Source organism: Streptomyces sp. ITFR-6 (genome assembly GCF_031844725.1).
Classification (GTDB): Bacteria; Actinomycetota; Actinomycetes; order Streptomycetales; family Streptomycetaceae; genus Streptomyces.
Window position 1 is genome coordinate 7,869,723 of record NZ_CP134612.1, and the last position, 21,506, is coordinate 7,891,228.

Below are 21,506 nucleotides of genomic sequence, written 5' to 3' on the forward strand. Positions count from 1 at the left end.
CGGCGTGCGCAGATCGAGCGGCGGCGGCCGCGACGGAAGCTGGGGACGTCTGACAACCCTGATGCGGCCCACTGCCACCACCTCCTGTCGGTCACCCGACCTATGCCCTGCGGTGCGCCGTTCACACCCCGCAGGGCCGGTGATCGCTTTCCGTGACCGGGCCCGGCCTACTCGCGCGGACCGCGCCCCGCGTCGGCGAGCAGCCGCTCGATCCGGTCGAAGCGCTCGTGCAGCAGCTGGGCGGTCTCCTCCCGGACGTGACGCGCGCTCTCCTCCGCCGCGGCCGTGAGCCGGTGCCGACGTCTCTGTTCGTGCCCCACGAACCAGGTGGCGAGAGCCGCCGTGACCATCCCGTAGGTGGTGATGCCCACTCCCATCACCACGACAGCGACGATCCGGCCCCACAGGGTCACCGGGTAGAAGTCGCCGTACCCCACGGTCGTCGCGGTCTCCGCCGACCACCACAGCGCCCGGGGGTAGCTGGTGATGGTGGCGTGCCCGGCGTGCTGTTCCGCCGCGAGCACCGCCCAGGAGCCGGCGAGCACGGTCAGCGCGAGGAGTACCGTCGCCCAGCCCACCGCCTTCAGATGAAGTGAACGGCCTTCCCGGCCGAGCAGCAGCTCGACCGCCTTGGTCAGGAACGCAGGCACCATTTCGGGATCATGCCCGGCCGCCGCCGGAGCCGGCCGACGGGCGCGCGCCGGCGGGAGTCCGCGTCACCCGTTCGGAACACCCTGCCGGATCCCGGCAGAGGATGCCGGGCCCGCGTGACGGGCCGTCCTCCGCATTCCGGCCTCGGCATTTCATGTTAAACCTGGATATGTGGGTGGTTCTGGTCGGTTCCGGGCGTGGTTTCACCACCCCGCCCGGCGGCCGCATCGGCACGGTGGCGGACGCGCGGGCGGTGAGCGGCGTGCGTCCTTCGAACCGGACGTGAAAGGGCTCTCGGCCGGCCGCAAGGTGCGCGCTCTCTTCAGCGCCCGCACCGTCGCGGGCCAGGTCTTCTTCATGACACTGGGGATCGTGCTGCTGCTCGTGGCGGCCGCGGTCCTCTCACTGGTGCTCCAGGGCAGACGCGACAGCACGCACGAGGCCGAGGCCCGCTCGCTGAGCGTGGCGCAGTCCTTCGCCAACGCACCCGGAACCGCCGCGGCGCTGGACAGCAAGGACCCCACCGCCGTACTGCAACCGCTCGCGGAGAGAGTCCGGGAGCGAACCGGCGTGGAGTCCATCGTGGTGGCCGGGACCAATGGCATCCGCTACACCCACCCCGACCGCGAACGGATCGGCAAGCACATCATCGGCCCGTACAAGGAAGCCCTGGACGGCCGCGCCTTCACCCGGACCTTCACGACGAGCCGCGGCCCCGCCGTCGTCTCGCTGGCCCCCGTCCTGCGGCTCGACGGCACGGTCGCCGGGCTGGTGTCCGTGGGCATCACGGTCGAGACCGTGAACGCCGTGGCACAACCGAGCATCCCGTTCGCCATCGGCGCCGCGCTCGGCGCACTGGTGCTCACGACGGGTGCCGCCGCCCTGGTGAGCCGTCGGCTCGGCCGCCAGACACACGGCCTCGGCCCGACCGAGATGACCCGGATGTACGAGCACCACGACGCGGTGTTGCACTCGGTCCGCGAGGGCGTCCTCATCATCGGCGCCGAACACCGGCTGCTGCTCGCCAACGACGAGGCCAGGAGACTCCTCGGACTCCCCGCCGACGCCGAGGGACGCGCCGTGACCGAGCTGGGTCTGGAACCACGCACCGCCGAACTGCTGGCCTCCGGCGAGGTCGCCACGGACGAGGTCCGGCCGGCCGGGAACCGGCTGCTCGCCATCAACCTCCGTCCCACGGCAGAACGCGGCGGGCCCCCGGGCGCCGTGGCGACCCTGCGCGACACCACCGAGCTGCGGGTCGTCACAGGCAGGGCCGAGACCGTGCGGGAGCGTCTGACACTGCTCTACCGCGCGGGCGCCCGGATCGGCACCACCCTCGACGTCACCACGACCGCACGGGAACTCGCCGAGGTCTCCGCCCCCGGATTCGCCGACTGCGCGACGGTCGACCTCGCGGACGCGGTGCTGCGCGGAGAGGAACCGGAGCCGCCCTCCGGCGACGCGATCAACGTACGCCGCACCGCCGTCTCCGGCGCCGTGAGCGGCCACCCCCTCTACCCCCTCGGCCGCGTCATCGGCTTCGTACCCACCGGCCCCGAAGGCATCGGCAGCAGCAGCGGCCACACCTGGATGGTGCCCGACCTGACCGCGTCCGAGCAGTGGCGGCAGGCCGACCCGGAACAGTCCGCGAGAATCCTGAAGTACGGATTCCACTCGCTGCTCTCCGTGCCGCTGCACGCCCGCGGTGTCATCCTCGGCATGGCGAACTTCTGGCGCGCCGAGAACGAGGAGCCCTTCGACTCCGAGGACCTGTCCTTCGCGGAGGAACTGGTGGCCCGCGCGGCGGTCAGCGTCGACAACGCCCGGCGCTACACCCGCGAGCACGAGATGGCCGTGACCCTGCAGCGCAGCCTGCTCCCGCGCGGTGTGCCCGAGCAGAACGCCCTGGACGTCGCCTTCCGCTACCTGCCGGCGCAGGCCGGGGTGGGCGGGGACTGGTTCGACGTGATCCCGCTGTCCGGCGCACGAGTCGCCCTCGTCGTGGGCGACGTCGTCGGGCACGGTCTGCACGCCGCGGCCACCATGGGCCGGCTGCGCACCGCGGTGCACAACTTCTCCACGCTGGACCTGCCACCCGACGAACTCCTCGGCCACCTCGACGAACTCGTCGTCCGGATCGACCAGGACGAGCAGACCGACGACGGCGTCGCCGTCACCGGGGCCACCTGCCTCTACGCGATCTACGACGCGGTCACCGGGCGATGCTCGGTGGCTCGGGCCGGCCACCCTGGACCCGCGCTCGTGCTGCCCGACGGCACCGTCGAGTTCCCCGAGATCCCGGCGGGGCAGCCCCTCGGGATCGGCGGGATGCCCTTCGAGACGGTCGAAATGGAGGTGCCGGAGGGAAGCCGGCTGGTCATGTACACGGACGGCCTGATCGAGCGCCGGGACCGGGACATCGACGACGGCCTTGAGGAGCTGCGCCGGGCCCTGGCCGACCGCGACCGGACCCCGGAGGAGACCTGTGACGACGTGCTGGAGGCCTTGCTGCCCACCCGGCCGGGCGACGACGTCGCCCTGCTGGTGGCCCGTACCCGCACCCTGGATCCGGCCCGGCGCGTGCAGTGGGAAGTGGCCCCGGACGCCTCGGCCGTCTCGGGTGTCCGCAAGGAGGCCACCCGGTGGCTCAGCGCCCAGGGGCTCGACGAGGAGGGGTTCGTCACCGAGTTGATCCTCAGCGAGCTGGTGACCAACGCCATCCGCTACGGCTCAGAACCCATCACCGTACGGCTGCTGTACGACCGGGCGCTGATCTGCGAGGTGGCGGACTGCAGCAGCACCTCGCCGCATCTGCGCTACGCCGCCACCACCGACGAGGGCGGGCGGGGCCTTTTCCTGGTCGCCCAGTTCGCGGAGCGCTGGGGCACCCGGTACACCGCGCGCGGCAAGGTGATCTGGTCCGAGCAGGCGCTCGGTGACCCTGAGCCGCCCCCCGGATAGAGGCCGCACCGACGGCGGTGCGGGGTCCGGCAGCGGCTGCCGGACCCCGCACCCCTCGTTCACCTCATGAGCGGTGTCACGGGAAGGACACCACGTTGGACGGAACGGTCGACGTCCCCGAGGTGGGCGCTCCGGTGTTGTTGATGACGTGTTCGTACTGGCCCTGGCCGCCGAGCGAGACGACGAGCAGGTCGTGGAACTTGACTCCGGGCTTCACCGGGGCCTCGAAGCCGTGGCCCTGGATGATCGTCGGGTCCACGTTGTAGTAGCAGTAGCTGCCCAGGCCCCATCCTTCGTGGGTGTTGACGGAGTCGTCGACCTTGTAGGCCGCGTACCCCTTGGTGTTGCCGTTCTGGATGGCCGCCTGGTTGGGGGCGTCGTACGACTTCTCGTTCTGGAAGAAGATCGTCTTGCCCCGCTCGCCGGACCAGCGCACGTCGTACTTGTTGAAGTGCTCGACGAACAGTCCGGTCGCCAGCACGTCGTCGCCGTTGACCTGGAGGCCGTAGTCGGACCGGTTGGTCTCCCAGCCGACCCCGTCTCCGTGGTCGGCGCGCCACAGCCAGGTGTGGTCGACGATGGTGTCGTCGTTGTTGATCACCATGGCGGTGGTGGCCTTGCCCGCTCCCGCGCCGCCGACCCGGACGAACACGTCCTGGACGGTGGTCGGGTTCGCCGAGTGGTCGGCGGAGGCGCCGTCGGGGCCGACCTGGACCAGGACCTGGGAGTTCTGCGGACCGGCGTCGACGAGCAGGCCTGCGAGCTTCACGCCGTCCACGTCACCGACCTTGATCGCGGTGACCCCGTTGTCCGGGATGACCGTGGCGAGGCCGAGGCCCAGGACGACCGTGTTGGCGCGGTCGATGTTGATGGTCTGGTTCACGTGGTAGACGCCGGGCGTGAACAGCAGGTGCAGGCCCTGCTGCACGGCCGCGTTGATGGTGGCGGCGGAGGCCCCGGGCTTGACCACGTAGAACTGGCTCAGCGGGATGGACTCGCCCTGCGGCGTGCCGTTCCACGAGACACCGCGCGCGTTGGTGCGCTTGGCCGGGACGAAGACCTTGTAGTCGTTGCCGTCCAGGTAGAGGAACGGCTTCTCACGCGAGACGGTGGTGGTGTCGAGGGTGGTGTACGGGGGGTTGGGGAAGCTCTGGGCGGGGGCGCCCTCGACGCCGGAGAACGTCATGTTCCAGACGCCGTTGCCCCAGCTGCCGATCGAGCTGTCGCGGGTGTACCACTGCTGCTGCGAGTACGGGCCGACCTGGCCGTCGATCTTGCTGTCGGCGATGTACCCGCCGCTCGCCCAGCCGTAGCCGTTCGGAGCGAGGTTGAGCCCGCCCTTGACGTGCATCCGGCGGAACGGGGCGGCCTGCGAGACGGCCCAGCGGTCGGTGCCGCTGACCGGGTTGAGCGCCAGGTTCTCCGCCGAACGCCAGAAGTTCTGGGTGGCGTTGCCGTCGAACCAGCCCGCGTCCACGGTCACATCACCGTTGAAGGTGGTGTCGTCCGGCTTGAGGCCGAGACCGGCGATCGAGGTGTAGAACCCGATCTGCGCGTTGAGGTTGTCGTACGTGCCCGGCTTGAACATCAGCGCGTAGCGGCCGTCACCGAACTGCGCCGACTCCTGCTTCTTGAAGATCTCGTCGACCTTGGCCTGGATATTGGGCATCGAGGGGTCGAAGACCAGCACGTTGGGGCCGAGGTCGCCGCCGCCGGGAAGCTGCGGGCCGCCTCCGCCGCCGGTGGTGCCGAAGACCTGGAACTCCCAGAGCGAGTAGCCGTACTGGGTGGCTCGCGTGGTGCCCGTCAGCCTGACGTAGCGCGCGGTGCCGGAGACGTTCAGCGTCTCGTTCCCGCCGGGCCCGGTGGTTGTCGAATAGGCGGTGCTCCAGGCGTTGTTGTCCGTGGAGAACTCGATCTTGTAGCTCTTCGCGTAGGCGGTTTCCCACTTCAGCGCGATCTGGCTGACCGAGGCGGAGGCGCCCAGGTCGACCTTGATCCACTGGGGGTCGGAGGCGGCGCTCGACCAGCGGGTGCCGTTGTCGCCGTCCACCGCGGAGGCGGCGGGCGTGCCGTAGTTCTCCTGGCTGGAGGCGGTCACTGTCTTGCCCTGCGAGAGCAGGGTGGGTGCCGCGCTCGCCGGGGCCGAGGGGACGAAGGCCAGGAGCGAGACGACGAGACCGGCGACGGCGGTCAGTACGCCGGTACGTCTTCTTCTGGTCGAGGCCACGGGTCTGTGGAACACGGGGGGTGCGTACATGGGTGAGTCTCCTGAGTCGCGGTACGGGTGCACGACACGAAGCCGGAGAGCGCTCTCTCCGACCGATGGGGATACTTCTCCCTCCGTTCCCTACGCGTCAATAGGTGCGCAACACCCGCTTGTTCGGCGGTCGTTGAGAACAAGAGTTGACGACTGATATCTCGCGTTTGACCCGGTTCCACACGCCTTCGTGGACAACTGGCCATGGATCCGGCACGGCGTCGATTCAGGGGATGATGGTGTGTACACATGGAGTGACGGAGGCGATGCGCGCCGTTGCCACCGCAACGGAATACCGTCCCGACCCACCGCCGAGGGCCGGAGGATCTGCGCACCGGAGGCCACCGCGCCTGTTACCGGACATCTTGCCGACGCCCCGGGGACAGCGGGCGCGCGTGCTCGCTATCCTCCGGGACATGAGCCGTGAGCATGGCACGCGCGGCGCCCTTGACCAGGCGCGATGGTGTTTCCGGTGACCGGTGACATGGGCCCCGCGCCGTCGGGGCCCGGTGGCGCGGAGGCGTGGAGATCCTTCGGGGTCCGGCTTCGCCAGTGGCGGCGGCGGGCCGGGCTGACCCAGGTTCAGGTGGGCGCCCGGGTCGGCTACGACCACACCGCCATCAGCAAACTCGAACACGGCAGCCGCCGGACGCCGCCGCCGCTGGCCCGCAGGCTGGACGACCTGCTGATGGCGGGCGGTGACCTGCTCGCCGCCTGCGAGGCGGCCGAGGCGCTGGAGGCCGCGCGGTCCTCGGGCGGGACACCCGGCGGGCCGCCCGCCGCCCCGGCGCGCCGGGGTCCGCTGCCCGGAGAACCCGCGGGCGGGGCGCTCCTCGCGATGCTGCCGCCGGGCGCCGCGCTGCCCGCCCGCCTTCCGGCGTACGGACTCGCCTGCCCGGTGCACGGCCGGGACGGCTGCGCCGTGCCCGCGCTGGCCGACGTCGTCGAACTGCACGCCGTCTTCTGCGCCCTGGGCCCGGAATCCTCGTCCCACCCCGCGCTGGACGACGAGACCATGCACGCGCTGACCGCCCTGCTGGCCGTCTGTCTGCGCGCCGACGAGGAACGCGGCTGGCCGGGAGCGACCGCGGTCGTCGAGCGCACCCTGCACGCGATGCTCCGGTGGATGGCGCTGCCCGCCGCCCCCTACCAGCACCAACTCGCCCCGCTGGCAGCCGAGTACGCGCAGTCGGCCGGCTGCCTGCGGCTGCTGTGGGGCCGCAACGGCACCGCGATGGCCTGGCTCGACCGCTCGTTGCTCTGGTCGGCGATGGCCGGTCATGTGGGGACCGAGGTCGCCGCCCTGAGCGATATGAGCACCCTGGCCCGGCTGGAGGGTGACGGCCCGTCGGCGCTGGCGTACGGCGGGGCCATCCGGCAGGCCGCGGCGGGCCGGGCCTGGGCGGGGGCGCTGAGCGATCTGTACCAGGCGCGCGGGCACGCGGTCCGGGGGGACGCCGCGCAGACCCTGAGCCACATCGACCGGGCCTGGTCCCAGCTGGACCGGGTCGGGGAGCGGGACGAGACGGAGGCGCCCTGGCTCTCGGTGGCCTCGGTGCGGCTGCGGGTGGAGTCGGGCGCCGCCGGAGCGCTGCGCGATCTCGCGGCGGCCACCGGGGACCGCCGGTTCGCGCTGCGCGCGGTCGGGGCGGCCGGCGCCGCGCTCGGACTGCTGCCGGCCGGGATGCTCTCGGCCCGGATGCTGTTCCTGGCCCGGCTGGCGGACGCGCATGCCTGCGCGGGCGATCTGTCGGCGGCGCAGGCCGTGGCCGGACCGGTGCTCGACACGACGGAGGTGACTCCGTCGACCCTCCTCGGCCAGGAACTGCGCGGGCTGCACGGCAGACTGACGGCCCGGGGCGCCGGCCGGTCGGAGACAGAGGACTTCGTCCGCAGACTGGCGGCGGTGATCCGCTGAACCAGCGAGGCGTCAAGGCCGCGGTCGTCCGCCGGAACGCCGGGGGCGGGGCGCGTCGCCCCGCCCCGCCCCCGCCCCCGTCACTCTGACCCCGGATCAGCTCACGTCGAGCGCGACATCGTCCACGACGAAGCTGGTCTGGAGGTAGGCGTCCTCCTTACTGGTGAACCCCAGCGTGACCGTCTGCCCCGCGGCGGAGCCGACGTCGAAGCTCTGCTGGACGTACCCGCCGCCCGCGTCGAGATTCGAGTACGTGGCCAGCGTCCGGGTCCCCAGCTTGACGGTGAACGTGTCGTAGGCCGTCGCGTCGCCCGCCGACTCGGCGGTGTCGGTGCGCAGGAAGAACGACAGCCTGTACGTCGAGCAGCCCGCCGGAACGGTCAGTGACTGCGAGGCGCTGTCGGTGTGGGTGCTGCCCCAGCCGCCGAACCAGGCCTGGTAGGAGCCGGTGTGCGCCGGCTTCTCCGACGTCCGGTTGTTGATGACCCCGTCCGTCTGGGTCCACGGCGCCGTGCCGTTCTCGAAGCCGCCGTTGGCGACGACCTGCCGGGCCTGGCAGTTGCCGCCGCCACCGACGACCAGCGAGTAGGTGGTGGTGTGGGTGGCGGTGCCCGTCGCGGCCACCGTGAGCGTGTAGGTGCCGGCCGCGGCCTGGGCCCCCGCGGAGACGGTCATCGTCGAGGACGATCCCGACTGCACGGTCGCCGGGGCGAAGGAGACGGTGACCCCGCTCGGTGCGCCGGAGGCCGTCAGGCGGACGCTCTGTCCGGAGCCGCTGGTGGTGGCCGTGGATACGGTCGCGGTCGCCGAGCCGCCCGGCTGGACGTTGCCGGACACCGGGTTCACCGAGACGGAGAAGTCGTCGGCCGGTGCGGTGGTGCCGACCGCCGTCTTCCACAGCGTGTAGGCGACACCGTCGGCGCTGCGGTCGAGAGCGGTCGCGTTGATGTTGCTGGTCGTGTCGCACGACTGGTGGTAGCAGGGATCGTACGAACGCCCGGCCGTTCCGCCCCACTTGGCGGCCTGGGCCGAGGTCTTGGTGTCACTCGCGCCGGTCGCGTACCCCGAGGTGGCGATGCCGGCCTGCTGGAAGGAGTAGTCGTCGGAGCGTCCCTGGCCCTCGACGTTCTCCTCCGGAGCCAGGCCGAGCGAGGTCCAGTACTCCTTCATCGGGTTGGAGGCCGCGGAGTTGAGGTTGTTGATGAAGTAGCCGCCGTTGGTGGAGGCGATCATGTCGAAGTTGTAGTACGCGCTGATGGCGGCGCGCTGGGCGGAGGTGAGCTGCCCGACATAGTACTGGGAGCCCTGCAGGCCCTGCTCCTCGCCGTTCCACCAGGCGAAGCGGACGTGCTTGGTCATCGTCGGGTTCTGCTGGGCCAGCGCGAGGGCGTTCTCCAGCAGGGTGGCCGAGCCGGAGCCGTTGTCATTGATGCCGGGACCGGCGCTGACGCTGTCCAGGTGGGCGCCGAACATCACGGTCTTGTCCGCCGGGCCGCCCGGCCAGTCCGCGATCAGGTTCTTGCCCGCGTAGGTGCAGCTGCCGCAGGTCTGCTCGCTGACGGTGTAGCCGGCCGCCTGGAGCTTGCCCTTCACATAGGCGAGTGAGGCGGTGTAACCGGCGCTGCCGGCCCGGCGGTTGCCGCCGTTCTGCGAGGCGACGGTGCTGAGCTGCGAGAGGTGCGACTGCACATTGGCGACGCTGATGTCGGGAGGCGTGCCGCCCGGGGTGCCGCCGCCGTCATTGACGGTCAGTGTGTACTGCGCGGTGTGGCTCTGGGTGCCGGTGCCCTTCACGGTGAGCGTGTAGGTCCCGGGGGCCGCGGCCGATGTCGTCGAGGCGGTCATGGCCGAGGTCGCGCCCGACTGCACGGCGGACGGGCTGAAGGAGACGGAGACCCCGCTCGGCTGACCGGTCGCGGAGAGGTTCACCGGCTGCGCGCTGCCGGAGCTGACGGTCGTCCTGACCGTGGCCGTCACGGAGTTGCCGGGCTTCACCGAGCCGGTGGCCGGGTCCAGCGACATCGAGAAGTCGTTGTTGCCGCTCGGGGTGCAGGCCGGGTCACCGCTCTGGGCGGGCACGCTGACGGCGTCCCAGGCGGCCTTCGTCCGGTTGAACAGCACGCAGCTCGCGTCGAGGGTCTTGGCCGAGGTGAGCGTGGCCGTGCGGTAGCGCTTGTACGTCATGCCGCTGGTCTTGAGCAGCATGCCGCCGTAGAAGACCTTGCCGGCGCTCTGGATGCCCACGCCGGTGACCGAGGAGCTGTTGCACGTCGGGCTGGACGGCTTGCCGCCCCCGGGGCTGGAGCCCTCGGCCAGCAGGTAGAACCAGTGGTTGAGCGGACCGGCCGCCGCGTGCTCCTCCGTGCTGGGTATGGAGGAGCTGTAGCAGTTCGGGTCACCGATCTGCCCCGGGTTGTACATGATCCGGATCGGCCCGCTGCCCACGAGGTTGATCTTCTCGCCGACGGTGTAGTCCGGGTCGTCGTACGGGGCCGGCTCGTTGGTGTACGCCTCGGTGAGCGCCCCCATGATGTCGCCGGTCGCCTCGCCGAGACCGGACTCGTTGTTGGCGCCGCCGGGCGTGTACTGGTCGATGCCGTGGCCGAACTCGTGGCCCACGACGTCCATCGCGCCGATCCACTGGTTGGCGTTGTTGTGGCCGATGGAGACGGTGGAGCCGTCCCAGTAGGCGTTCACGTCGTTCAGCCCGACCTTGACCGGCCAGCTGCGGCCGTTGCCGTCGTGACCGTTGCGCCCCAGCCAGTCGCGCAGCATGTCCCACTCGTGCTGGGCCGCCCACATGACGTCGACGCAGCCGGTCTCCTTGCTGGCGGCGTTGCCGGTGCCCCAGGAGTCGGAGGACTTGGTGAAGACGCCTCCCGTGCTGTAGTCGGCGCAGCTGAGTCCCGGCCTGCCGGGGTCTCTGAGCGAGTAACTGCCGCCAGAAGAGGTGGTGTTGATCGACAGCGGGGAAGGCCCGTTCCACTGGCTGTTGCCGGTGCCGGCCTTGACGTCGTCGTAGCTGTCGAGCACCGCGCCGTTACCGGCGTCGACGAAGACGTGCAGATGGCTGGGCGCCTTCGCGGTCCGGCCGGTCAGCACCGTTTCCCAGGCCAGCCGGGACTTTTCGCCGGTGGCCCGTACGACCAGCCGGTGGCTGTCGACCCGCTCCACGGACTTCAGCTTCTTGCGCGCGGCGGTCTCGGCCCTCGCGGCGGAGACGGTCGCGGTGGTCGGTACGTTGATCCGCCGGGAGACCGCCGACTGCGCGCCGCGGACCCGCCCCTTGGAGTCGGCCACCACGACGGCGTCCCCGCCCACCACCGGGAGTCCGCGGTAGGTGCGCTGGTAGGCGATCGAGTAGAGCCCGTTGACCCAGGGGGTCACGTTCTGCCGCTCGTAGCGTTCCTCCGGCCCCTTCGCCAGGGCGTCCAGGCCACTGGCGGCGGCCCGGTCGGCGGCCGACACGGCGGCCGCGAGGGGGGTGGGGGCGGGCGGGGCCGGTTCCGCGGAAGCTGACTGGCCATTCGTGGCGACCAGCATCGCGGCGAGGACGGCCAGGGTTGTCCCGGCCGTCATCGGTCTGCGTTTCATCGAGGCTCCTCGGTTCGTGGGGACCTCGGTCACGGGCGGCGGCGTGGACAGACGCCCCTCCCGTGCGGCTGCCGTCGGCCGTCCGCCCGGGTGGTGTCCCGTGATCGAGCGACCGAACACTCACACGTGGCCCTCGGCGGGTCAACGAACTGGGAGTGCTGCGAAGGGAGTTGGCAAGTCTGGTCAAGTCGGCCCGGTGGGATCGCACAGCGTTCGCACAGGGTGGTGGTAAGGCTGCGTGTGCACCAGGTGGCTCGCGAGAGGATCGACGGCGCGGCGGAATCCGGGCGCCGGAGGAACGCGAGGGGGAGTGGACAGGTCGGCGGCGAGGGGTTTAGTATGCACCCGCACTCAATGATCTTGCCGTGAAAATGTCCATCGCGAGTATATCGCCTCTCGGTCAATTACGCAAACCCTCCTGACGTACCGTCACGTGGCCGGCTCCGGCCCGCCGCCAACGAGGAAGACGACAGACATGACTTCGGGAACCATCACCGCGGCGGACGCCGGCACCTGGCAGCTGGGCGACCTGACCGTCAACAGGATGGGTTTCGGCGCGATGCGTCTGACCCAGAACGGCGCCGCGCTCAGCACCGCCCGCACCCCGCACGACCGGGACCGGGCCATCGCCGTGCTCCGCCGCGCCGTTGACCTCGGTGTGAACCACATCGACACGGCGGCCTTCTACTTCTCACCGATGAGCTCGGCCAACGAGCTGATCAACCGGGCGCTCGGGCCCTACCCGGACGGCCTGGTCATCACCACCAAGGTCGGCCCCGGCCGGGGCCCGTCCGGCGACTGGCTGGACTGGGCCCGGCCGCAGGACCTGCGTGGCCAGGTCGAGGAGAACCTCCGCCAGCTCGGCCGCGACCACCTCGACGTGGTGAACCTCCGCATGAACGGGCCCGCCTCAATCGCGGACAGGTTCGGCGCGCTGGCCGAGCTGCGGGAGGAGGGGCTGATCCGCCACCTGGGGCTCTCCAACGTCGGGGCAAACCAGATCGCGGAGGCCCTGCCCATCGCACCGGTCGTCTGCGTGCAGAACCGGTACGGCATAGCCACCCGCCGCGCGGACTCCGACGATGTGCTGCGGATCTGCGGGGAGCGGGGCATCGCCTTCGTCCCGTTCTACGCCATCGCGGGCGAGGGCCGGGAGTCCGGTGCGGCCGCCGCCGCGGAGAGCGAGGCGGTGGCGGCCGTCGCCAGGGCCCACGGAGCCTCGCCCGCCCAGGTCCGGCTGGCCTGGACCCTCCAGCGCGGCCCGCACGTACTGGCCATCCCGGGCACCGGCGACCCGGACCACCTCACCGAGAACGTCGCGGCGGCCGCCCTGCGGCTCAGCGGGGACGAACTGCGGCTCCTCACGGAACTGGGTCAGCACGCCTCCTGAGCCACCACCGCAGGCCGGCCCGGGGTGACCCGGGCCGGCCGGAGACCCGGGGCCGGCCCCGTAGCGACGTAGCATGATCCTCATGGAGCAGCGCGAACTGGGCAGGACCGGACGGGACGTATCGGTCGTCGGGCAGGGCACTTGGCAACTCGGCGGGGACTGGGGCGAGGTGCGGGAGGAGGACGCCTTCGGTGTGCTCGACGCGGCCGTCGAGTCAGGAGTCACCTTCTTCGACACCGCGGATGTGTACGGGGACGGCCGCAGCGAACAGCTCATCGGCCGCTATCTGAAGGAGCGTCCGGACGCACGGGTCTTCGTCGCGACGAAGATGGGCCGGTGAGTCGAGCAGCTGCCGGAGAACTACGTCCTGGACAACTTCCGCGCCTGGAACGACCGCTCGCGGTCCAACCTGGGCGTCGACACCCTGGACCTGGTGCAGCTGCACTGCCCGCCGACCGCCGTCTACTCCTCGGACGCGGTCTACGACGCCCTCGACACACTGGTCGAACAGGAGCGGATCGCCGCCTACGGGGTGAGTGTCGAGACCTGCGCCGAGGCGTTGACGGCCATCGCCCGCCCCGGCGTCGCCAGCGTCCAGATCATTTTCAACCCCTTCCGCCTCAAGCCGCTGGACGAGGTGCTGCCTGCCGCGCGCGCCGCCGGTGTCGGCATCGTGGCGCGCGTCCCGCTCGCCTCGGGGCTGCTCTCCGGCAAGTACACCAAAAACACCGTCTTCGGTCCCGACGACCACCGCACGTACAACCGGCACGGGGAGGCGTTCGACCAGGGCGAGACCTTCTCCGGAATCGACTACGCGACCGGGATCGCCGCCGCGGCCGAATTCGCCGGGCTCGCTCCCCAGGGGGCGACGCCGGCCCAGACCGCACTGCGCTGGATCATCCAGCAGCCGGGCGTCACCAGCGTGATCCCCGGCGCGCGTTCGGTGGAACAGGCCCGCGCCAACGCGTCGGCGGCTGCGCTGGAGCCACTGGCGGACAGGACGCTCGACGCGGTACGTGACCTCTACGACCGCAGGATCCGCGCGGCGGTGCACAGCCGCTGGTAGCGGGCGGGGCTACCGGCCCTCGTCATCGGGGGCCGGTGACTGCGCATCGCTCGTCGAGGTGACCTCGTCCGGGGTGGAGGCCGAACTGGAATCGGGGGAGAAGAGACTCATCCCCAGATACACGGCGGCGAGAAAGGCGACGGTGCCCGCGATGGCACTGGCCACCCTCGGGCGGCGTCTTATTGCCTCACGGGTGCTGCGCCGGGGGGCGTTCCTCGACCGGCCTGCCGCGCGCCGCCCGTGGCCGCCGGCCGCCTGCGGCAGCCGGTAGGTGGTCGGAGCGCCGGAGTCCTCACCGGACGCGGCGCCGGGCCCGGCCTTGGCGGGGGACCGGTGCGGCGCGGGGGAGGACGGTGCGGGCGCCGACGGGTAGGACGCTGCCGGTGGAGGAGCGGGCCGGTACATCGGCAGCGGCTCCGCCTGCCCCCGCCAGGCCTCGCCGCTGAACCAGTCGGCCACCTGCTGAGCCGTCGGCCGGTCTTCCGGCTGCTTCGCGAGCAGGCCCAGCAGGTACGAGTCGAAGGCGGCGGACATCTCGACCCCGCGCTGCCGCAGCGGCACGGGAGGGGTGTCCACGTGCTGGTAGAGGGTGGCGGTCGGGGTGTCGGAACGGAACGGCGGCTGACCGAGAAGCAGCTGGTAGATCACGCAGCCGAGGGAGTACATGTCCGAGGCGGCGTCGGCCGTGCGGCCCAGCGCTCGCTCCGGCGCGAGGTAGAGGCTCGTGCCGACGATATGGCCGGTGGTGGTGAGCGCGGCGGACGGATCGTCGACGAACTGGGCGATGCCGAAGTCACCGATCTTGACGGAGCCCTCCGCGTCCAGCATCAGGTTTCCGGGCTTGATGTCCCGGTGGACTATGCCCTGCCGGTGGGCCGCGGCCAGTCCGGCGGCGGCCTGGCCGGCGATGCGGGCGACCTGTTCCGGGTCCAGCCGTTCCTGGGCCAGCAGCAGATCGGCGAGGCTCCTGCCCTCGACCAGCTCCATCACGAGGAAGAGCCGGTCCTCCCAGGACCCGAAGTCGAACACCGCCACCAGATGCGGATGGCTCAGCCTGGCAGCGGTCTGGGCCTCCAGCCGGAATCGCGCGGTGGCCGACTCGTCGGCATGCTCTCCCAGCAGCAGCTTCACGGCGACGGATCTGCCGAGGACCTCGTCCGTGGCCCGCCAGACCTCACCCATCCCGCCACGACCGATGGCGGATATCAATCGGTACCGACCAGCAACCAGCACCTGCGCACACCTATCCAGAGTTTGGGCCGAGGACCGCTTCGACTACCGCGGCTGCGACCTCATCTGTATCCGACGGGGTGGGGGGTACGCAGCATGATCAGGATATCCGGCGGACGACCGCCGGACGACCGCCGGGCGGCATCGGCACGGATCGGGCGAACGACCACGCGCGGGCGGCCCGCGCGCCGAACTCGCCCTGGCCGCTGGGAGATCCTCCGTCACCGCGGAGGGCACGGGCTTTCCGGGTCCGTGGCGGCCGCGCTCTCAGCCGCCGGTCATCCCGGGTCGCCCGCGGCCGCCCGGCCCACCGATTCCACCAGGGGCAGCAGCCGGTGCGGCACCCGTTCCCGCAGGGCCACCTCGGTGCGGGTCCTGACCACGCCCGGCAGCTGGATCAGCTGCTGGATCACGTCCTCCAGATGCCCGTTGTCCCGGGCCACCACCCGGGTCAGCAGGTCGCCGCCGCCCGTGGTGGAGAAGGCTTCGACGATCTCCGGTACGGCGGCGAGCGCTTCGCCCACATCGTCGAGGTGCCCCTGCGTCACCTCCAGGTGGACGAAGGCGAGTACCGGGTGGCCGAGCGCGGCGGGGGAGAGGGCCGGTCCGCTGCCGGTGATCACCCCGTCGCGTTCCAGCCGGTCGATGCGGGCCTGGAGGGTGCCCCGGGCGATGGAGAGAATCCGGGCGTACTCCCGCACGCTGGTGTGCGGCTGCTCGATGAGCAGCCGCAGGATGCGGGTGTCGAGCGCGTCCACCGCCATGGTCCGCCGGCCTCTCGCTGGTACGTCTGCTGGGGCGGCGACTGTACCAATGGCACACCGGTGAGCCTGTGGGGCGGGCCGCCGCCCCATGCGTTCGGCCGGTGGCCGGGTGGCTCGGAGCGGCGGCTGGGACGGTGTCAGAACTGCACGTCGGAGCAGGCGTAGAAGGCGTTCTCGGTGTCGGAGATCGTCCAGACGCCGAGGATCAGGTGCTTGCCGGACTTCTGCGGCAGTACGCCCGAGTGGGTCACGGTCGAGCCGGGCAGCTTGCCGCCGAAGGGGACGGTGAGGAACGGCTGCGGTTCCAGGTCGGCCCGGGTGAGCGGCTGGGACGGGTCGTAGCCGTCCTTGGTGATGTAGTACCGGAAGTCCGTCGTGGCGTGCCGGGCCTCGATCCGCCAGTTGAACGTGTAGTTCTGCCCCGCGGGGACCTTGGTGGCGGGCCAGGCGCCGCCGCGCGGGTCGTCGAGCTCGGAGAACCGGCCGATGCCGCCCGAGCAGATGTGGCCGTCGGCCGGTCCGCGGGTGGGGAAGCCCTTGGGGCCCTCGACGCTCGGGGGCTCCCACTGGATCTGCCCGCAGTGCTTGACGGTGCCGATGCCGCAGAGCTGCTGACGGCTGATGGGGGAGTCGGTGTAGCCGTGGCTCTGGGCGCTGCCGGAGGTGGCGAAGAGTGCCGCACCGGCCAGGCCGAGCCCGGCCAGTAAGGAAGTGATCCTTCTGCGCATACGTAGCTCCTGGAGATGTGGGGTGATGTCCGGAGAGTTCTGCGGTCTAGACCAAGGGTGAGCGTAGTCATGTCAACTCACCCTGTCCATACCGTCCGAGAGGCCTCTGCCGGGCCCCGCCCACGGGCGTACACGCCGCTCCCGGAGCGCGCTGCCGGGCGCGTCGCGGAACCGGTGCCCCGGTCCGCGACCCGCCCGTCCCCCGGCTGTCAGGGGCGGAACGACATCAGCTGGGCCGCGTCCGCGTGCTGCGGTGCGGTCGAGACGGAGCCGTGGCTGTCGATGCTCAGGGCCAGCCCGCTGTGGCGGTTGACCAGACGGTACTTACCCGTGGCCTGTGAAGCGCCGCCCGCGGCGGGGGACTTCACGACCTTCTGCAGGTACCACTGGGAGGTGGCCGACACCTTGGCGTCCTTCGCGCTGAGCGAGACCCGCGCGCCCCAGGCCCGCCCGTTCGCACCGTCCGCGACGCGCAGCGGCCGGCCGTCAGGTCCGGCGACGGTGTAGAAGCCGTCGCCGGTGCTCGTGACCTTCCACTTCTGGGCCCGTCCGCCGGACAGCGCGAGTGACCTGCCGTTCGCGGCCCTGATCTCACGGGTCCTGCCGCCGGCCGGGGAGACGGGCAGCGCGGTCTTCGAGGTGGGCTCGATGGTGATGTCGGCGTACTCACCCGTGTACGTGTCGCAGTAGAAGGAGCAGTACGAGCGGAACGTCCTGCCCACCACGCTGGACGTGGTCCTGCTTCCCGAGTCGAGGAACCACCGGTACCACGAGGCGTTCTGGTTCTCCGCGACGCTGCCGATGTTCTCCCACTTCTGGGTGGCCAGGTCGTCCGTCGCGTAGAAGTGCAGCGGGGAGTCGGTCTCGGTCGCCTGGGCGATGTTGTTCTGCGGGGTGCCGATGTACTTGCCCAGGTAGGCGCTCCAGGTGATGTTCATGACGGTCAGCTGGGAGTTGTCCGGCATGGCGCCCCGCGCGACCTGGTCCGCCGCCTTGCCCGCGGTGGACGGCTGGTACTCGTCGGCGGGCGCGGTGTAGCCGGTGCCGTTGCCGTCCGCCGGGATGATGTTGGATTCCTCGCCGCCGGTGCCCGGCGACTGCCAGGCCCCGTCATGCCACTTCTTCCACGAGGAGGGCGCCATCTTTTTTGCGATGGGAGCGCGGGCCACGTGCTGGTGCCAGACGCTGCCGCCGCCGGACTTGTTCAGCACCCGGTCGGCGTAGAAGACGTAGAAGTAGCCCGAGGCGTTGTCCACGAACAGGCGCGGGTCGCCGTCGCCGTAGTCGTACGTGTCCTTCGGGAACTGGCCGGTGTCATCGCGCTTCGTGCTGTACGGCGAGGTGATGACGTGGTCCTCGATCGACCAGGTCCTGCCCTGGTCGCGGGAGACGGCGTCATCGATCCCGTCGTAGTGCATGCCGTCGCCGAACGGCTGCGGCGTGAACTCGTTGTGCACCAGGCCGTACCAGTCGCCGCTGTCCGGGTCGACCCAGACGCCCGCCAGATCACAGTAGTTGGGGTGGGCGTAGCTCGACGTGTCGGTGGCCGGTGTGGCTTCCTTGCCGGTGGGGCTGTTGTCGCAGCGCCACGTGGTGTCGTCGTTGCGGTCCCGCTCGTTGGCGGGGTTCACCGCACCGGATATCGGGTCGAGCCGCGCGGAATCGAAGTCGTCGCCGTTGAAGAAGTTCCACTCGCGCGGGTCGTCCGCGCTGTACAGCGCGTGTGCCTGCTGGTAGTAGAACCGGCCGTCCTTCGCCGTGAACACTCCGGCCGGGGTGTCATCGGGGTTGGCGTACTCGACGGGGGCGCCGGCCGAGAGGCTGTACCCCGGGCCGGGCGCCGACGCGGCGGTCCAGTTCTGCGACGTCTGCTTCGGGTCGCACGGAGCGAGGCCGGTCCTCGCGTGGTTCGCGACCCCTCCCAGTACGGCCACGCACTTGCCGGACTTGGCGCTGTAGATCGTGCCGTCGGGCAGGTACTTGAACTTCTGCTGGTTCACCGGTGCGCAGTCGTAGAGCTGGACGCGCGCCCCGTTGGCATCCGAACCGCCGGTCACATCAAGGCATTTGCCGAGCACCTTCACCGAACCGTCGTCCGCCCAGCTGAACTGCTGGGCGGTGTCGCCGTTGCAGTCGAACAGCTGGATGGCGGTGCCGTTGGCCGAGCTGCCGTCGGTGACGTCCAGACACTTCCCGCCGATGGTCACCGTCCCGGATGGAGCGGCGGCGTCCGCGGCGGGCAGGGCCACCACTCCCGTCGCCACCGCCATGGTGAGCGCGGACGCGGCCGCGAGGCCGGCCCGTCGTCCTGTTCTCTGCTTCACTGTTTCTCCTTCGGAGAGATGCGGAATCGGAGACGTACAGACATACAGACGTCCGGACATGCTGAATCGCAGTTCGTGCGGGGAGCTGTCCGGAGCGCTGGGGGTGAGCGTGCTCAGGTTCTGATGGGGGCCACGAGTCCGTCGATGAACTCGGTCCAGTCGGCGCGTGTCGCCGGTTTGCCCGGGACTCCGGGCCGGCTCTGCCACGGCAGCGGGCCGTCCTCCCGGCGGTACTCGACACCGAGTGCGTCGAGCCGGACCAGATGGGTGCGCAGCCGTACGAGGAAGTCGTCGAAATCGCGCTCGCCGTCGCTCCAAAGAGCCTCGGCGATGGCGCACAGACGCGGGAAGACGTAGTAGTCGACCGTTCGGGGCGAATCCATGTGCTCGGTCCAGATGTTGGCCTGCCCGCCGAGGATCCGGGCCGTCTCCCGCTCGGTGAGCCCGTCGGGCACCGGGTCGAAGCCGTACGCGTCCGCAAGCGTCAGCGGCACCGCGAACGGGATCGGTTCGCTCTCCAGCTCCGACTGCCGGTAGTCCAGGTACGCCAGGTCGTCGGGGCAGGAGATCACGTCGTACTCCCGGCGCGCCGCGGTGCGGGCGCCGGTCATGCCGCGCCACGAAGCGACCGCGACGCCTTCCGGGACAGCGCCCTCCAGGATCTCGTCCCACCCGAACACCCGGCGGCCGCGCGCCGCGACGTGCGCGCCGATCCGGCCGAGGAACCACGCCTGGAGCTCCTTCGAGCTGGCGAGCCCCCGCTCCGCCATCAGTTCCCGGCTGCGCGGATCGGCTTCCCACTGGTCCTTGGGGCACTCGTCGCCGCCGATGCCGATGAAGGGCCCGGGGAAGAGTTCCATCACCTCGTCGAAGACGCCGAGGAAGAAGTCGAGCGTCGACTCCTCGGCGTTGAGGATGTTCTTGTTGACCCCCCAACGGGGGCTGGTCTCCAACCGCTCCCCGCGTACGCCGAGTTCGGGATAGGCGGCGATGGCGGCCTGGGAGTGGCCCGGTACGTCGATCTCCGGCATGACCGTGATGTGCCGCCGGGCGGCGTACGCGACGATCTCACGCAGGTCGTCCTGGGTGTAGTAACCACCGTGCGGGCGGCCGTCGTTGGGGGCGTCCTCGGCGGCACCGAGCTGGGACTCGCGGCGCCAGGAGCCGACCTCGGTCAGCCGGGGATGCCGCAGGATCTCCACCCGCCAGCCCTGGTCGTCGGTCAGGTGCAGATGGAGCGTGTTGATGCGGTGCATCGCCAGCAGGTCGAGGAAGCGGAGCACGTCGTGCTTGGGCATGAAGTGCCGGGCCACGTCCAGCATCGTGCCGCGCCAGCGGAAACGGGGCGAGTCCTCGACGGTGCCGTAGGGTACCGCCCAGCTCACCCCGGCCGACTCGGCGGCGCGGTAGATCTGCGGCGGCAGGAGCTGGCGCAGGGTCTGGCAGCCGTAGAACACACCAGCGGTGTCGCCGCCCGTGATGGTGACGCCGCCCGGACCGCAGACCAGGCGGTAGCCCTCTGCGGGGAGGCGCGGATCCAGGGTCAGCGCCAGCGCGGAGCCGGCCGGGGCGGGTTCGGCGCCTGTGGTCACCGGCAGCGCCAGTCCGGTCGCCGGACGCAGTACCGACTGCAGCCAGTGGGCCGTCGGTGCCAGTTCTGCGGGCGCGCTGATCCGGGTGGACGTGTCCAGCAGAAGCGCGCCGTCGCCGGACGCGACCGAGTGGGGGCGGGGGAGGAGGAGCATGGTGGGGGTCATCCCTTCACGGCTCCGGCGGACATGCCGGACACCAGCTTGCGTTGGATGATCAGGAAAAAGACGACCACCGGCAGCGAGAAGAGCACCGAGCCGGCCATCTGGCCGCCGAAGTCGGTACCGGTGGCGGGAGTGGAGAACGACGCCAGCCAGACGGGCAGCGTGTAGTGGTCCTGGTCCTTCATGAAGGTGTAGGCGACCAGATAGTCGTTCCAGGCCGTGATGAACGCGAAGATGCTGGACGCGATCAGACCCGGCGCCACCAGGGGGAAGAGGATCCGGGTCAGGGTCTGCCAGGTGGTCGCGCCGTCGAGCCGCGCGGCCTCCTCGATCTCTGCCGGGACCGTGATGAAGAACCCGCGCATCACCCAGATCGAGAAGGGCAGCACGGTGGCCACGTAAGCGAGGACCAGCCCGGTGTACGTACCGAGCAGCCCGATCTCGTTGAAGATCAGGAAGGTCGGGATGAGCAGCGCCGTGATCGGCAGCATCTGCACGATCAGGATCGACACCATGATGGTGCGCCGGCCCCGGAAGCGGAACCGGGACAGCGCGGCCGCGGCGAACGCCCCCAGGACCACGGCGAGCAGCACGGCGCCGCCCACCACGATCAGACTGTTGCGCAGGTCGGTCAGGAAGCCCGTCTGGTTGATCGCCGCGTCGAAGTTGCGCAGGGTCGGGGAGGACGGCCAGAAGTGCGGCGTCGGCGTCATCGCCTCGGAGCGTGCCTTGAATGCGGTGTTGACCATCCAGTAGACAGGGAAGATCCACACGAGGCAGAAGACGGTGGCGAGGGTGTTGTTCAGCCATCCGCCCCGTGGGCTCCCCGCCCGGTATGGACGGCGCGTCACCCGGTTTCCCGTACG

At 70.7% G+C, this 21,506-nt stretch carries 12 protein-coding genes and 1 pseudogene; 4 read left to right on the forward strand and 9 right to left on the reverse strand.

Features of this window, described 5'->3' with window-relative positions; all coding sequences use genetic code 11:
- Positions 1–167: 167 nt before the first annotated feature.
- Positions 168–653, reverse strand: a complete 486-nt coding sequence (locus RLT59_RS35615) for a potassium channel family protein (RefSeq protein WP_311307206.1) — start codon at positions 651–653, stop codon at positions 168–170.
- Positions 654–1,008: 355 nt separating this feature from the next.
- Here RLT59_RS35615 and RLT59_RS35620 point away from each other — a divergent pair, with 355 nt between their 5' ends.
- Positions 1,009–3,612, forward strand: a complete 2,604-nt coding sequence (locus RLT59_RS35620) for a SpoIIE family protein phosphatase (RefSeq protein ID WP_311307972.1) — start codon at positions 1,009–1,011, stop codon at positions 3,610–3,612.
- A gap of 76 nt (positions 3,613–3,688) precedes the next feature.
- Here RLT59_RS35620 and RLT59_RS35625 read toward each other — a convergent pair whose 3' ends face one another.
- Positions 3,689–5,872: a pectate lyase-like domain-containing protein gene (locus RLT59_RS35625; RefSeq protein ID WP_311307207.1), complete on the reverse strand. Its 2,184-nt coding sequence runs from the start codon at positions 5,870–5,872 to the stop codon at positions 3,689–3,691.
- 472 nt (positions 5,873–6,344) lie between these two features.
- Between RLT59_RS35625 and RLT59_RS35630 the strand changes: the two genes are divergently transcribed.
- A complete protein-coding gene (locus RLT59_RS35630) occupies positions 6,345–7,790 on the forward strand; it encodes a helix-turn-helix domain-containing protein (protein ID WP_311307208.1) in 1,446 nt (481 codons plus the stop codon).
- Positions 7,791–7,886: 96 nt separating this feature from the next.
- On the opposite strand, the gene RLT59_RS35635 is transcribed toward RLT59_RS35630, so the two are convergent.
- Positions 7,887–11,369 carry a M28 family peptidase gene (locus tag RLT59_RS35635; protein ID WP_311307973.1) on the reverse strand — a complete coding sequence of 1,161 codons (3,483 nt, stop codon included), beginning with the start codon at positions 11,367–11,369 and terminating at the stop codon, positions 7,887–7,889.
- Between the two features lie 490 nt (positions 11,370–11,859).
- On the opposite strand from RLT59_RS35635, the gene RLT59_RS35640 reads away from it, so the two are divergent.
- Positions 11,860–12,774, forward strand: coding sequence for an oxidoreductase (locus tag RLT59_RS35640; protein ID WP_311307209.1), 915 nt, complete (start codon positions 11,860–11,862; stop codon positions 12,772–12,774).
- A 73-nt stretch (positions 12,775–12,847) separates the two neighbouring features.
- Positions 12,848–13,840 (forward strand): annotated as a pseudogene (locus tag RLT59_RS35645) (aldo/keto reductase).
- Positions 13,841–13,849: 9 nt separating this feature from the next.
- On the opposite strand, the gene RLT59_RS35650 reads toward RLT59_RS35645, so the two are convergent.
- The 6 genes from RLT59_RS35650 to RLT59_RS35675 all read right to left on the reverse strand — a co-directional run bounded on the left by RLT59_RS35650 (position 13,850) and on the right by RLT59_RS35675 (position 21,491).
- On the reverse strand, positions 13,850–15,022 hold the full coding sequence (locus RLT59_RS35650; RefSeq protein WP_311307210.1) for a serine/threonine-protein kinase: 1,173 nt from the start codon (positions 15,020–15,022) through the stop codon (positions 13,850–13,852).
- A gap of 326 nt (positions 15,023–15,348) precedes the next feature.
- Entirely contained in the window at positions 15,349–15,834 is a 486-nt protein-coding gene (locus RLT59_RS35655; RefSeq protein ID WP_311307211.1) for an Lrp/AsnC family transcriptional regulator, read from the reverse strand.
- Positions 15,835–15,971: 137 nt separating this feature from the next.
- Positions 15,972–16,562: a lytic polysaccharide monooxygenase auxiliary activity family 9 protein gene (locus RLT59_RS35660; protein ID WP_311307212.1), complete on the reverse strand. Its 591-nt coding sequence runs from the start codon at positions 16,560–16,562 to the stop codon at positions 15,972–15,974.
- A gap of 209 nt (positions 16,563–16,771) precedes the next feature.
- Positions 16,772–18,886: a ricin-type beta-trefoil lectin domain protein gene (locus RLT59_RS35665; RefSeq protein WP_311307213.1), complete on the reverse strand. Its 2,115-nt coding sequence runs from the start codon at positions 18,884–18,886 to the stop codon at positions 16,772–16,774.
- Between the two features lie 113 nt (positions 18,887–18,999).
- Positions 19,000–20,643 (reverse strand): beta-N-acetylhexosaminidase, encoded by a 1,644-nt coding sequence (locus RLT59_RS35670; RefSeq protein ID WP_311307214.1) that lies wholly within the window; start codon positions 20,641–20,643, stop codon positions 19,000–19,002.
- Positions 20,640–21,491: a carbohydrate ABC transporter permease gene (locus RLT59_RS35675; protein WP_311307215.1), complete on the reverse strand. Its 852-nt coding sequence runs from the start codon at positions 21,489–21,491 to the stop codon at positions 20,640–20,642. Before RLT59_RS35675 ends, RLT59_RS35670 begins: the two co-directional genes overlap by 4 nt.
- Positions 21,492–21,506 lie beyond the last annotated feature (15 nt).

Excerpts from the sequence above, each read along its gene's own strand:
- RLT59_RS35615 (WP_311307206.1), bottom strand. The coding sequence starts at position 653 with ATGGTGCCTGCGTTCCTGACCAAGGCGGTCGAGCTGCTGCTCGGCCGG.
- RLT59_RS35620 (WP_311307972.1), top strand. The coding sequence starts at position 1,009 with ATGACACTGGGGATCGTGCTGCTGCTCGTGGCGGCCGCGGTCCTCTCA.
- RLT59_RS35625 (WP_311307207.1), bottom strand. The coding sequence starts at position 5,872 with ATGTACGCACCCCCCGTGTTCCACAGACCCGTGGCCTCGACCAGAAGA.
- RLT59_RS35635 (WP_311307973.1), bottom strand. The coding sequence starts at position 11,369 with ATGACGGCCGGGACAACCCTGGCCGTCCTCGCCGCGATGCTGGTCGCC.
- RLT59_RS35640 (WP_311307209.1), top strand. The coding sequence starts at position 11,860 with ATGACTTCGGGAACCATCACCGCGGCGGACGCCGGCACCTGGCAGCTG.
- RLT59_RS35650 (WP_311307210.1), bottom strand. The coding sequence starts at position 15,022 with ATGGGTGAGGTCTGGCGGGCCACGGACGAGGTCCTCGGCAGATCCGTC.
- RLT59_RS35655 (WP_311307211.1), bottom strand. The coding sequence starts at position 15,834 with ATGGCGGTGGACGCGCTCGACACCCGCATCCTGCGGCTGCTCATCGAG.
- RLT59_RS35660 (WP_311307212.1), bottom strand. The coding sequence starts at position 16,562 with ATGCGCAGAAGGATCACTTCCTTACTGGCCGGGCTCGGCCTGGCCGGT.
- RLT59_RS35670 (WP_311307214.1), bottom strand. The coding sequence starts at position 20,643 with ATGACCCCCACCATGCTCCTCCTCCCCCGCCCCCACTCGGTCGCGTCC.